Origin of the sequence: Limnobacter sp. MED105 (genome assembly GCF_000170915.1) — a bacterium.
Taxonomy (GTDB): domain Bacteria; phylum Pseudomonadota; class Gammaproteobacteria; order Burkholderiales; family Burkholderiaceae_B; genus Limnobacter.
On record NZ_ABCT01000005.1, the window covers coordinates 69,556 to 82,195 of the forward strand.

At 53.5% G+C, this 12,640-nt stretch carries 13 protein-coding genes; all 13 read left to right on the forward strand.

Annotated elements, in window-relative coordinates; translation table 11 throughout:
* Positions 1–6 precede the first annotated feature (6 nt).
* Positions 7–621: a TetR/AcrR family transcriptional regulator gene (locus tag LMED105_RS06625; protein WP_008249535.1), complete on the forward strand. Its 615-nt coding sequence runs from the start codon at positions 7–9 to the stop codon at positions 619–621.
* Positions 622–637: 16 nt separating this feature from the next.
* Entirely contained in the window at positions 638–2,428 is a 1,791-nt protein-coding gene (locus tag LMED105_RS06630; protein ID WP_008249538.1) for an acyl-CoA dehydrogenase C-terminal domain-containing protein, read from the forward strand.
* A 76-nt stretch (positions 2,429–2,504) separates the two neighbouring features.
* Positions 2,505–4,910, forward strand: coding sequence for a 3-hydroxyacyl-CoA dehydrogenase/enoyl-CoA hydratase family protein (locus LMED105_RS06635; protein ID WP_008249545.1), 2,406 nt, complete (start codon positions 2,505–2,507; stop codon positions 4,908–4,910).
* Positions 4,911–4,925: 15 nt separating this feature from the next.
* Positions 4,926–6,125 (forward strand): acetyl-CoA C-acyltransferase, encoded by a 1,200-nt coding sequence (locus LMED105_RS06640; protein WP_008249546.1) that lies wholly within the window; start codon positions 4,926–4,928, stop codon positions 6,123–6,125.
* Positions 6,126–6,212: 87 nt separating this feature from the next.
* Positions 6,213–6,980, forward strand: coding sequence for an enoyl-CoA hydratase (locus tag LMED105_RS06645; RefSeq protein WP_008249548.1), 768 nt, complete (start codon positions 6,213–6,215; stop codon positions 6,978–6,980).
* A gap of 24 nt (positions 6,981–7,004) precedes the next feature.
* Positions 7,005–7,805, forward strand: coding sequence for an acyl-CoA thioesterase II (locus tag LMED105_RS06650; protein ID WP_008249550.1), 801 nt, complete (start codon positions 7,005–7,007; stop codon positions 7,803–7,805).
* A gap of 79 nt (positions 7,806–7,884) precedes the next feature.
* Complete coding sequence (locus tag LMED105_RS06655) at positions 7,885–8,229, forward strand: DUF2845 domain-containing protein (protein WP_008249553.1); 345 nt, start codon at positions 7,885–7,887, stop codon at positions 8,227–8,229.
* 66 nt (positions 8,230–8,295) lie between these two features.
* A complete protein-coding gene (locus LMED105_RS06660) occupies positions 8,296–9,861 on the forward strand; it encodes a PQQ-dependent sugar dehydrogenase (protein WP_083797121.1) in 1,566 nt (521 codons plus the stop codon).
* A gap of 67 nt (positions 9,862–9,928) precedes the next feature.
* A complete protein-coding gene (locus LMED105_RS06665) occupies positions 9,929–10,189 on the forward strand; it encodes a DUF2007 domain-containing protein (RefSeq protein WP_008249556.1) in 261 nt (86 codons plus the stop codon).
* Positions 10,190–10,198: 9 nt separating this feature from the next.
* On the forward strand, positions 10,199–10,444 hold the full coding sequence (locus LMED105_RS06670) for a GlsB/YeaQ/YmgE family stress response membrane protein (RefSeq protein ID WP_008249557.1): 246 nt from the start codon (positions 10,199–10,201) through the stop codon (positions 10,442–10,444).
* Between the two features lie 116 nt (positions 10,445–10,560).
* Positions 10,561–10,815 carry a hypothetical protein gene (locus tag LMED105_RS06675; RefSeq protein ID WP_232222722.1) on the forward strand — a complete coding sequence of 85 codons (255 nt, stop codon included), beginning with the start codon at positions 10,561–10,563 and terminating at the stop codon, positions 10,813–10,815.
* Between the two features lie 421 nt (positions 10,816–11,236).
* Positions 11,237–12,166 carry a tripartite tricarboxylate transporter substrate binding protein BugD gene (locus tag LMED105_RS06680; RefSeq protein WP_050771181.1) on the forward strand — a complete coding sequence of 310 codons (930 nt, stop codon included), beginning with the start codon at positions 11,237–11,239 and terminating at the stop codon, positions 12,164–12,166.
* Positions 12,167–12,185: 19 nt separating this feature from the next.
* Positions 12,186–12,638 (forward strand): tripartite tricarboxylate transporter TctB family protein, encoded by a 453-nt coding sequence (locus tag LMED105_RS06685; RefSeq protein ID WP_008249560.1) that lies wholly within the window; start codon positions 12,186–12,188, stop codon positions 12,636–12,638.
* Positions 12,639–12,640: the final 2 nt, after the last annotated feature.

The window sequence follows — 12,640 nt, forward strand, 5'->3', positions numbered from 1 at the left end:
TTCTATATGCGCAAAGGTGAACAAACCCGAGCCGCCATTGTTGAGGCGGCGCTCGAAATCGCGTCCACACAGGGACTCGAGGGTTTAACCATTGGCTCTATTGCAGAAAAAATGGCCATGAGCAAAAGTGGTGTGTTTGCCCACTTTGGCTCGCGTGAAGAACTTCAAATTGCCGTACTGCAAGAGTACGAGACCCAATTCATCAACGCCGTGTTGTTTCCCTGCCTGAAAGAGCCCCGTGGATTGCCGCGCTTGCGTGCAATTTTCATGCGCTGGCTTGACCGAATCGGCAAGGAAATCGACAGTGGTTGCATCTACATTTCAGGCGCGACAGAATACGACGACAGGCCAGGGGCGGTTCGCGATGTCCTGGTGAAAATGCATCGCGACTGGCAAAAAGAAATGCACCGTGCCACGGCACAGGCCATCGAAGAAAATCATTTACCAGCCAATCAGGCCCATGCGGATCAACTCGTTTTCGAGATGGTTGGCCTGATTCTGGCAGCGCACCAGCAAGGTCGCCTGATGGGCGACGCCTTGTCTGTGAAGCGAGCCAGTCAAGGCTTCGAACGCATGATTCAGCATTACCAGCAAACCCAGTCAGAAATTCTGAGCCAGTAGTACCAGGAGACCTTAAATGAGCCAATACACGCCCCCAATCCGCGACATGCAATTCGTTTTGCACGAAATGCTTAACGCAGAAGCCACTTTCAAAGCCATTCCCGCGTTTGAAGAAATTGACGCCGACACGGTGAACCAGATCATCGAAGAAGGCGGCAAGTTCTGTGCGGAAGTGCTGCAACCCCTGAACGCCGTGGGCGACTCTGAAGGTTGTACCTTGAACAAGGCTGACCATTCCCTGAAAACCCCAACAGGCTTCAAAGAGGCCTATCAGCAGTTCGTGGAAGCCGGCTGGGCCTCGCTAAGCTGCGACCCCAACTACGGTGGCCAGGGCTTGCCAGTCACTGTGAACCAGGCGTTCTACGAAATGATGAACAGCGCCAACCAAGCCTGGACCATGTACCCCGGCCTGACGCACGGCGCCTATGATTGTCTGCACGAGCACGGCAGCCAGGAACAGAAAGACCTGTACTTGCCCAAACTGACCAGCGGCGAGTGGACCGGCACCATGTGCCTGACCGAACCCCATTGCGGCACCGACCTGGGCATGTTGCGCAGCAAGGCCGAGCCCCAGGCCGATGGCAGCTACAAAATTACCGGCGCGAAAATTTTTATCAGCTCTGGTGAACACGACATGGCTGAAAACATCATTCACCTGGTGTTGGCACGTCTGCCCGATGCGCCCGTTGGCACCAAAGGCATTTCGCTGTTCCTGGTACCCAAATTCATTCCGAATGCAGACGGTTCAATTGGTGAGCGCAACCCGATTTTCTGTGGCGCGATTGAACACAAAATGGGCATTCACGGCAACGCCACTTGCCAGATGAACCTGGACGGTGCAACAGGCTGGCTGATTGGCCAACCCCATCGTGGTTTGGCCGCCATGTTCGTGATGATGAACGCGGCCCGTTTGGGCGTGGGCATGCAGTCCCTCGGCCTGACCGAAGTGGCCTATCAAAACGCTGTGGTGTACGCCAAAGACCGTATTCAAGGCCGTTCATTAACCGGCCCCAAGTCTGCAGACAAGCCTGCAGATTCCATTCTGGTTCACCCCGATGTACGCAAAATGTTGCTGACCACCCGTGCCTACGCCGAAGGTGGCCGCGCACTGTGCATGTGGACTGCGCTGGAGCTGGACAAAGAACTGAGCCACCCCGATGAGGCCGTACGCAAGGAAGCTTCTGAAATGGTTGCCCTGGCCACGCCAATCGTGAAAGCCTTCATCACCGACAACGCCTGGGAAGCCACTTCACACTGCATGCAAGTGTATGGCGGCCATGGCTACATTGCCGAGTGGGGCATGGAGCAGTATGTTCGCGACAGCCGCATCAACATGATTTACGAAGGCACCAACACCATTCAGTCACTCGACCTGCTAGGTCGCAAAGTGCTGGGCGACGGTGGTGCCAAGTTGATGAAGTTCGGCAAAATGGTGCGCGCCTTGTGCGAAGCGGAAGCCAATAACCCAGCCATGAAAGAGTTCATTGAACCCTTGGCCGACCTGGGCGACAAGGTCAGCAAACTGACCATGGAAATTGGCGGTAAGGCCATGCAAAACCCCGATGAAGTGGGTGCTGCTGCCGTGGATTATCTGCGTGTTGTAGGTCACCTGTTCTACGCCTACTTCTTTGCGAAAGCGGCAAAAATCGCCTTGGAAAAACAGTCCGGTGGCGACAAGTTCTACACCGCCAAACTGCACACAGCCCGTTTCTACTTCCAGAAAATGTTGCCCGAAACCGCCATGTTGATTCGCAAGGCGCGTGCCGGTTCCAGCAGCCTGATGGAAATGGAAGCTGACCTGTTCTAAGAAACCTGTCCCGTAGTACCCCGCGGCCTGCAAATGGCCGCGGGCGTTCAAACCAATTAACTCGAAGGAGACACGCGTGTCCAATTTCATCGTTCGCAAAGTCGCCGTGCTCGGCGCTGGCGTGATGGGTGCACAAATTGCAGCCCACTGTGCCAATGCCAAAGTGCCCGTGGTGCTGTTTGATCTGCCCGCCAAGGAAGGCCCCAAGAATGGCATCGTCGACAAAGCCATTTTGAACCTGACCAAACTGAAGCCCGCACCTTTTGGCGCGAAAGATGTTGCGCAATACGTGCAAGCCGCCAACTACGAAGAGCACCTTGAGTTGTTGCAGGGTTGCGATTTGGTGATCGAAGCCATCGCCGAACGCATGGACTGGAAACACGACCTGTACAAAAAAGTGGCGCCGCACATCAACGCCACTGCAATTTTTGCGACCAATACCTCTGGCCTGAGCATTTCCAAGCTGAGCGAAGGTTTTGATGCAGATTTGAAAGCCCGCTTCTGTGGCGTTCACTTCTTCAACCCACCCCGCTACATGCACCTGTGCGAACTCATTCCATTGAGCACCACACGTCAGGACATTCTGGACAACCTGGAAACTTTCCTGACCACCACCTTGGGCAAAGGCATTATCACAGCGAAGGACACACCCAACTTTGTGGCCAACCGTGTGGGCGTGGCTGGCATGTTGGCGACCATGGCTGAAGCGCAGAAGTACGGCATTCCATTCGACATCGTTGATCAACTGACCGGTTCCAAACTGGGCCGTGCAAAATCAGCCACATTCCGCACCGCCGACGTGGTGGGTCTCGACACCATGGGCCATGTGATTGCAACCATGCAAAACACATTGCCCAACGACCCGTTTGCACCCAGCTATGCAACACCTGCCGTGTTGAAAACCCTGGTTGAAAAAGGCGCGCTCGGCCAGAAAACCAAAGGTGGCTTCTTCAAGAAAGAAGGCAAGCAGATCATGGTGTTCGATGCCAACACCAGCGGCTATGTGCCTTCTGAAGGCAAGGCCGACGAAGCAGTGCTGAAGATTTTGAAGAACCGCAATGTGGCCGAACGCATGGCCGCACTGCGCGCTTCCGAGCACCCACAAGCCAAATTCCTGTGGGCAATTTTCCGCGACGCCTTCCATTACATCGCATTCCACCTGAATGAAATTGCAGACACAGCACGTGAAGTCGACTTCTCACTGCGTTGGGGATACGGCTGGACGGAAGGTCCATTCGAGACATGGCAAGCCGCAGGCTGGAAGCAGGTTGCAGAATGGGTCAAGGCCGATATTGATGCAGGCGAAGCACTGTGCAATGCACCGCTGCCCGCCTGGGTTTTTGAAGGCCCCGTGGCCGACAACGGTGGTGTTTACAGCACCGCCGGCGCATTCAGCCCAGCCACCAATTCATTCGTGCCCCGCAAAGATTTGCCGGTGTACAAGCGTCAAATTTTCCGCGCCAAAGTGTTGGGCGAAACAACCGTGACGGGTCACAACGGTGGCACCACGATCAAAGAAAACGACGCGGTTCGCATTTGGACTGCACCTGGTCATGATGACGTGTTGATCTTGTCCATCAAAACGAAAATGCACGCGATTGGCCCCGATGTAATCACTGGCACCCACGAAGCCATTGCCTTGGCCGAGAAAAGCTACAAGGGTTTGGTGTTGTGGAGCCCGGATGAGCCCTTCTCCGCAGGTGCTGACCTGCAAGCCATGTTGCCCGCATTCATGCAGGGCGGTGGCAAGGCCATCGAACCCATGGTGGCTGAATTCCAGAAAGGCACTGCGGCGCTGAAATACGCACAGGTTCCCACTGTGGCCGCTGTAACTGGCTTGGCTTTGGGTGGTGGTTGCGAATTTGCAATTCACTGTGCTGCACGTGTGGCCAACCTGGAAAGCTACATGGGCCTGGTGGAAGTGGGCGTAGGCCTGATCCCCGGCGGCGGTGGCTTGAAAGAAATCGCTGTCAACGCCGGCTTGGCAGCTCAAAAAGCGGGTTCAGCCGATGTATTGGCTTTCCTGAAAGACGGCTTCATGACCGCTGCAACCGCCAAGGTGGGCACATCGGCCATGGAATGTCGCGACCTGGGCTTCATCAAGGAATCTGACACAATCGTTTTCAACAGCCATGAACTGTTGTATGTCGCCATTTCACGCGCACGCGCCATGTTCGACGGCGGCTATCGCCCACCCCACAAAATCAAGGGTGTGCCAGCCGCAGGCAAATCAGGCTACGCCACGATCAAGGCGCAGCTGGTCAACATGCGCGACGGTGGTTTCATCTCTGCTTACGACTTCCACTTGGGCTGTGTGATTGCCGAAGTGGTGTGCGGTGGCGAAATTGAAACAGGCTCCTTGGTGGATGAAGAATGGTTCCTGAACCTGGAACGCAAGCACTTCGTGAAGTTGCTCGACAACCCCAAGACACAAGAACGAATCATGGGCATGCTGCAAACCGGCAAGCCAGTGCGTAACTAATTAAGGAGAGCAAACATGGCTCAAACTTGTAAAGATGTTTACATCGTCGCTGCAACGCGTACCCCAATCGGCAAGGCCCCGCGTGGCGTGTTCAAAGACACTCGCCCCGATGACCTGCTGGTGCACGCCATTGCCAGCGCCATGGCCCAGGTGCCAACGCTCGACCCCGCATCCATTAATGATGCAATCGTGGGTTGTGCATTCCCCGAAGGCGAGCAGGGCATGAACATGGCCCGTATCGCTGTGTTGCTGGCAGGTCTGCCCAACACCGTGGGCGGCGTGACCATCAACCGCTTCTGTGCATCGGGCATTACCGCGGTTTCAATGGCCGCCAATGCAATCGCCATGGGCGAAGCCGAAGTCATGATTGCCGCTGGTGCTGAAAGCATGAGCATGGTACCCATGAGCGGCAACAAGCCCAGCTTTAACAACGCAATTTTCCAGAAAGACGAAAACCTGGGTATTGCCTACGGCATGGGCATGACTGCTGAAAAAGTAGCGCAGCAGTGGGGCATCAGCCGCGATGCACAAGACGAATTCGCCTTGAACAGCCACAAAAAAGCAATCGCCGCTCAACAGGCTGGCGAGTTCAACGATGAAATCACACCATTCACCGTGGTTAAAGCCACACCTGATTTGGGTTCTGGTGAAATCAAGACCAGCACCAAAGAAGTGAAGCTGGACGAAGGTCCCCGTGCCGATTCATCCATTGAAGGCCTCACCAAGCTTCGCCCGGTGTTTGCTGCAAAAGGTTCTGTGACCGCTGGCAACAGCTCGCAAATGAGCGACGGCGCGGGCGCACTTATTTTGGCTTCTGAAGAAGCTGTGAAGCGCTACAACCTGACCCCCTTGGCCAAGTGGCGCGGCTTTGCGGTGCGCGGTGTGCCTCCAGAAATTATGGGCATCGGCCCCAAGGAAGCGATTCCCGCCGTGTTGAAAACCGCAGGTTTGAAAACCAGCGACATCGACTGGTTTGAATTGAACGAGGCGTTTGCTGCGCAATCGCTGGCTGTAATGAAAGACCTGGAGCTCGACCCCGCAAAAGTGAACCCCATGGGCGGCGCAATCGCCTTGGGTCACCCGCTGGGTGCAACTGGTGCAATTCGTGCAGCCACCGTGGTGCATGCACTGCGTCGCCACAACCTGAAATACGGTATGGTAACCATGTGTATCGGCACCGGCATGGGTGCAGCAGGCATCTTCGAACGCGTGTAATTTCGGCGCGAATAAAAGCGGGTGTGGGTGCAAACCTTCACCCGTTTTTTTTAGTTCTAACAACAAAAACAGACAGGGAATACGGCAGTGGATATTCAAACAGAAACCAGCAATGGCTTGATGACCATCACCATCAATCGGCCAGAACGCAAGAACTCTTTCACCAACGCCATGTACACCGCGCTGGCGGATGCATTTCGTGATGCCACGCACAGCAGTGGCGTGAAAGTGGTGTTGCTCAAAGGCCATGAAGGCTGTTTTTCTGCGGGCAACGACCTGGGCGATTTTCTGAACAACCCACCCACCGATCTCGACGCACCGGTGTTTCGTTTTCTGCGCATGATTTCCGTATTCCCCAAGCCCGTGGTCGCGCAGGTTCAAGGTTTGGCGATCGGCATTGGCACCACTGTGCTGTTGCATTGTGATTTGGTGTACGCGGCAAGCACAGCGAAGTTTTCCATGCCCTTTGTGAAATTGGGCTTGTGCCCGGAAGCAGCGTCCAGCCTGTTGTTACCCATTTCCGCCGGCTATCAAAAAGCGGCCGAGCTGCTGTTGCTGGGCGATATCTTCACCGCCTTGAAAGCTTATGACACCGGCATTGTTTCCGACGTGCTTGAACCAGAAACTCTGGATGCACACGTGCAAGCGCAAGTGAAAAAGCTGCTCGACCTGCCACTCACCAGTTTGCTGACCACCAAGCGTCTGATGAAGTCTGTGAACAAATCAGCAATTTCAGAGAAAATGGCCGAAGAAGGGCATTTGTTCATGAGCATGATTCCGCAAGCCCCGGCGCAAGAAGCGTTCAAGGCCTTTGGCGAAAAACGCGCGCCAAATTTCAAGCAGTTCGAAAACTAATCCAATCCGCACCAAAGGCTCAGCATGACCGTTGCACTTTCCGAAATTCTGTCCAGCCGCCGCCTGAGCGGTGACACAGTCACGTTCACCGCCACAGAGGACTGGATGCAAGGCCGCACCATGTTCGGTGGGTTTTTGTCAGCCCTTGCTGTAGTCGCCATGCGCGACACCTTGGGCATCGACATGCCTTTGCGTGCATTGCAAACCAATTTTGTGGGCCCCGTGCCCGCTGGTGATGTGGTGTACCGCACGCGTTTGCTTCGGCAAGGCAAAAGTGTCAGTCAAGTGCAATGCGAAATTTACAGCGATGAAACACTGGCTGGTTTGGTGGTGGGTGTATTCGGTGCTCCGCGTGAAACCGCGCTCCCGGTATTAACCCCGAAGCACCAACCCTTGCCCAAAGCGGTCGGCGATGTTCCCGCCTTGCCCTTTATTCCAAAAATTACACCCAACTTTTTGCAGCATGTTGAAATGCGCTGGGCCTTGGGCAGCATTCCTTACATGGGTAATCCGTTTTGGGAAAGCGGCATTTACATTCGTGCCACCGACAAAAATCTGAGCCCTGAAGTGCTGATTGTGATGCTCAGTGATGGTCCACCCACGCCCTGCCTAAGTCACTTTAAAGGCCCTGTCATGGCCAGCTCAGTGAGTTGGTCACTTGAGTTGCCGCCCATTCCTGCCAATATTGACAGTGAGGGCTGGTTTCAAATCGACATGGAAACCAAAGCCGGCTCCGACGGCTACGTGAATCAAAGCGCCAAGCTGTGGACTCCCGATGGTCAACTGGCCTCGCTGGGTTATCAAGTGGTCGCGGTTTACGGTTAAACGTTCAGGGCTGATTTGCGTGTTCACTGAACTTTCGTTTTTTCTGAGCTGTCGAAATCACGAAGGAGACAGTTGAACCATGAAACATGCACTGCACACAGTCGGAATGTTTGTTCTGTTTTTCCTGGTTTCGCCAGTCAAAGCAGAGTCTTTGCGGTGTTCACAGGGCAGTGCCTATGAAGGCGACAGCAGAGTGTCCGTGCTCTACAAATGCGGGCAGCCGGCTTTGAAAGATACTTTTTGTGATCCGGTTTATTTTCCCGGTACCCTGCAACCTGTTCCCTCTCCGTTTGCGCAATCGGTGGTGCCTTGCCTGCCAGTCGAACTGTGGGTGTACGACAGGGGGCAGGGGAATCTGATTGCCACTGTTCGCTTTCGCGGGGGAGTGGTCCAGTCCATTTCATATGGGCGACAACCACAATAATTCTGTGAAATTATTTCTATCAACGAATCAGGCTGGGTACGCGCCGGTCGCCTTGGGCATGCTTTCATGAATCACGCAAATAAACGGTTTTCGGTTTTTCTGGTTTGGCTCTTGGTGTGGCTGGTGGGATCCCTGCTGGGTACCTTGGTGCAATCTCAAGTCAATTTACAGGCGCTTCAAGGGTTGGGCGTGGCCATTCCATTGGGCACGCGGTTTTACACCACTGTGCACGATCTCGGGAACTTCTCGCCGGTTTATGCAGTCATTTTCGGGTGCAGTTTTGCGGTATCTCAGGCCGTCGCATTGCTGTTTACGCGTTTCACCGGCACTGCATGGCGTACCTTTTGGTGTGTTTTCGGTGCTGTCCTGGGCCTGTGGGTAACTTTCAAAGTGGTCGACATGATTGCACCAATGCCAATACTTATTTCATCCACCCGCACCGCTGGCGGCATGTTCTCCATGCTCGCAGCTGCAGCCGTGTCGGGTGCCTTGTTCGCTAAATGGTCTTCTCGCAAACTGTCGGCCAGTCCAGCAATTCTCGCCTTACTCATTGCCGGTGTTGCGCTGCCACCCGAACAGGCTCAGGCTCAATCTGGCAAACCTTACAGGATCGAGACTTTCGCCAATGGCCTGGATAGCCCTTGGTCCATGGCCTTTTTGCCAGACGGCCGCGCGCTGATCACTGAAAAGCCTGGCCAGCTGCGCTTGGTAGCGGCCGATGGCAAATTGGTCAACACCCCAATCACGGGTGTACCGAAAGTGTTTTATGGAGGTCAGGCGGGTTTGTTTGATGTTTTGCCTGCCCACGATTTTGCGCAAAGCCAGCAAATTTTTCTCAGTTATGCTTGCGGCACTCGCAGTGCAAACCATCTTTGTGTCGCCAGTGCCAAGTTTGGTGAAAATAGTCTTGCGAATGTCAAAGAAATTTTCCGTTCCCAAATGGCAAAATCAGGCAGTGCCCACTACGGTGGGCGCATGGCATGGCTGCCCGACAATACCTTGATCGTGACGCTGGGTGATGGTTACAGCTACCGCGAGGAGGCGCAGAATTTATCGAATCACCTCGGGAAAATTGTTCGGCTCAATGCCGACGGCTCTGTGCCCAAAGACAATCCGTTCGTAGGGCAGCAAGGTGCCAAGCCTGAAATTTACAGCTATGGTCATCGCAATGTTCAGGGCTTGGCCTACGATGCCGTCAACAAACGATTGATCGCCCACGAGCACGGCCCGCGTGGTGGTGACGAAGTGAACGTAATTACTCCGGGTACCAATTACGGCTGGCCCAAAGCCACCTACGGTATCGATTACACCGGCGCCCAAATTTCGCCCTACAAAGAATACGAGGGTACCCAGCAACCCGCAATCTACTGGGTGCCGTCCATCGCGCCCTCCGGCATCACCGTCTACGACGGCGACATGTTCCCACAGTGGAAAGGCAACTTGTTGGTGGGTGCACTCAAGGCCCAGCAAGTGAGTCGGGTAATGTTAAAAGGCAACAAAGCTTCTGAGGAAGAAGTATTGTTCAAAGAGGTGGGGGCGCGTTTTAGAGACATTCGCACAGGCCCCGATGGTGCAATTTACCTGTTGACTGACAGCTCGGATGGTAAGGTGCTTCGCGTCACTGCGCGGTAAGCCTCAACGAGCAGTTGTGTTTACCTGCTCCCTTGTTTGGGCTAGTCTTGTGCAACAAGGGGGCACCATGGAAATTGTTTTTAAAGCAGGCAATATTATCGAGGCGCACATTGTTGCCGGTATGTTGAACGCCTGTGAAATACCCACTTATGTGGGTGGCCATTTCCTGCAGGGTGCAGTTGGCGATCTTTCCCCCACCGGCTTTGCCAATGTTTTTGTTGCCTCCGAGCATTTCGATCAGGCGGCGGCATTGGTTGCCGACTACGAAAAAAACGACCTGTGTTCTGGCGATTTGGTCACGTCTCCACGTTTCGTCCATTCGTTCTAGGAGAATAAAATGAGTCTGTTGGTCTTTTTGTTGGTGGGTATTGTTGCGGGCTGGTTGGCTGGCAAGTTGGTTCGGGGTGGTGGTTTCGGTTTGATCGGCGATCTGGTCGTTGGTGTCATCGGTGCTTTTGTGGGTGGCTTTCTCTTCAACTCACTGGGGGTGTCCAGTGGCGGTGGTCTGCTGGGAAGCATCGTGGTTGCCACTGTTGGTGCAGTGGTGTTGTTGATGTTGATTCGCTTGATCAAGCGGGCTTGACCTCGGCTTAACCGTCTGCACACTTCGGGGCGTGGTTTGGCGCTATACTTCGTTCCCGATCTGCCCCTTTCCTCAGGAACCTCATGGCGCTCAAATCCACCGATATGGCTAAAAATATGGCCAAAAAACTTGATGGTTCACTGAAATCTGAAAGTCTTCCCGACCGTTTCGGTCAAGCTTCAAAAGTGCAAAACACCAAACGCGAGCGCGCTGCAGAAATTCCTGCCAGCAAGCTGGTGCCGGTTAATTACCGTCTGCCCGCCGATTTGGTAAGTCGCCTGCGCGAACACGCGGTGAGTACCGATGAAGGTATTAATCAGGTGGTTGCAACTGCCTTGAATGACTGGCTGAACACCCAAACAAAAAAATAATGTGTGCTTGCCAAGAATGAAAGCCCGCTTTCTGCCTGTTTTTTGTCAGGAAAGTCAGCGTATTTTTCCTTCCGATTAATATCGATTTGCAAATTAATTTTCTAATAATCCATTCCTTCGTTGCCTCTTTCGGGGGTATTTAGTTTTGTTCCGGAACGGTATTGTTTTTTCAGTGTCGATGACGCTGCATTTTTTCATTTGAACTTCTCTCCGAATGGCTCATGCTGTGGTTTCTGCGTATATGGAAAACCACAATTGCTGCACGTCACGGGCATGCTGATACTCCATCCACCTGCGCGAATATGTGTGGAAATTCAATAAGAAAAACAGCTGTCGCAGTTGACATTCTGATACCAATCACAAGGAGAGTTCCGTGAAGAAATCGATTAAATCCGTATTGGCAGTTGCCCTGTTGGGCTTGATGGGTTCCGTGCAAGCCCAGGATGCTTACCCATCCAAAGTCATCACCATGTTGATTCCATTTGCAGCGGGTGGCCCAACTGACACGGTTGGTCGTTTGATTGCACAGTCCATGTCCAAAGATCTCGGTCAACAGGTGATTGTTGAAAACCTGGGCGGTGCTGGTGGCACCCTGGCTGCCGGCAAAGCAGCCCGTTCAGCACCTGATGGCTACAACATTTTCTTGCATCACATTGGCCAGTCTACTGCGCCTTCGCTCTACCGCAAATTGTCTTACAACGCATCGACCGACTTTGAAACCATTGGTTTGGTCACTGACGTGCCCATGACCATTGTGGCCCGTGGCAACATGCCTGCGAAAAACATGCAGGAATTGCTGGCTTACATCAAAACAAACAAAGACAAAGTAACTTACGCGAATGCAGGTATTGGTTCTGCTTCTCACCTGTGCGGTATGTTGTTCCAGACTGCTGTGGGCGTAGACCTCACAACCGTGCCTTACAAAGGCACTGGCCCAGCCATGAACGATTTGTTGGGCGGTCAGGTCGACTTCATGTGTGACCAAACCACCAACACCACCAGCCAAATCAAGGGCGGAAAAATCAAGGCCTACGCTGTAACCACCAAAAAGCCAGTTGCCTCCCTGCCCGATTTGCCAACGCTGGACAAAGCAGGCTTGCCCGGCTTTGAAGTGGGTGTATGGCACGGTTTGTATGCTCCCAAAGGCACACCCAAGCCCATCATCGATCGCTTGAGCAAGTCTTTGCAAACTGCCTTGAAAGATCCCGCTGTCGTGTCACGTTTTGCTGAATTGGGCACCGAGCCAGTGCCTCAAGATCAGGCCACACCTGCTGCACACCGCAAGCATCTGGATGCTGAAATTGCACGCTGGAAGCCAATTATCGACAAAGCTGGTCAGTACGCTGACTGATCTATTCTGAGAACCTAAAATGCCAAAAGATTTAAGAGACTTTTGGGCTGGGCTGCTGTACCTGATTATCGGTGCAGCAGCTTTGTACATGGCTGCTGACTATGAAATGGGCACAGCCATCAGCATGGGCCCTGGCTATTTCCCCAAAGTATTAAGTGGTTTGCTCATTTTGATCGGCGCTGCCTCATTGATTCGCTCCTTCATAGTTGAAGGCGAACCTTTGAAAGGCTTTGCCTTCTCGAAAATTTTATACGTCACCATTTCCATCGTGGTTTTTGCCGTGTTGGTGGAAGGTGCAGGTCTTGCAATTGCAGTCATGGCGGTGTTCGGTATTTCTGCGATGGCCAGCAAATTTTTCAATTGGAAGTTCACCCTTGTGATTGCTTTTGGCGCCGCTATTTTTTGTAGCCTCGTGTTCGTCAAAGGCCTGGGTATTCCGCTGCCCATTTTTGGGTCTTGGTTTGGAATGTAAAC

Coding starts and splice junctions, on each gene's coding strand:
- LMED105_RS06625 (WP_008249535.1), top strand. CDS start 7: ATGCGCAAAGGTGAACAAACCCGAGCCGCCATTGTTGAGGCGGCGCTC.
- LMED105_RS06630 (WP_008249538.1), top strand. CDS start 638: ATGAGCCAATACACGCCCCCAATCCGCGACATGCAATTCGTTTTGCAC.
- LMED105_RS06640 (WP_008249546.1), top strand. CDS start 4,926: ATGGCTCAAACTTGTAAAGATGTTTACATCGTCGCTGCAACGCGTACC.
- LMED105_RS06650 (WP_008249550.1), top strand. CDS start 7,005: ATGACCGTTGCACTTTCCGAAATTCTGTCCAGCCGCCGCCTGAGCGGT.
- LMED105_RS06655 (WP_008249553.1), top strand. CDS start 7,885: ATGAAACATGCACTGCACACAGTCGGAATGTTTGTTCTGTTTTTCCTG.
- LMED105_RS06660 (WP_083797121.1), top strand. CDS start 8,296: ATGAATCACGCAAATAAACGGTTTTCGGTTTTTCTGGTTTGGCTCTTG.
- LMED105_RS06665 (WP_008249556.1), top strand. CDS start 9,929: ATGGAAATTGTTTTTAAAGCAGGCAATATTATCGAGGCGCACATTGTT.
- LMED105_RS06670 (WP_008249557.1), top strand. CDS start 10,199: ATGAGTCTGTTGGTCTTTTTGTTGGTGGGTATTGTTGCGGGCTGGTTG.
- LMED105_RS06675 (WP_232222722.1), top strand. CDS start 10,561: ATGGCCAAAAAACTTGATGGTTCACTGAAATCTGAAAGTCTTCCCGAC.
- LMED105_RS06680 (WP_050771181.1), top strand. CDS start 11,237: ATGGGTTCCGTGCAAGCCCAGGATGCTTACCCATCCAAAGTCATCACC.
- LMED105_RS06685 (WP_008249560.1), top strand. CDS start 12,186: ATGCCAAAAGATTTAAGAGACTTTTGGGCTGGGCTGCTGTACCTGATT.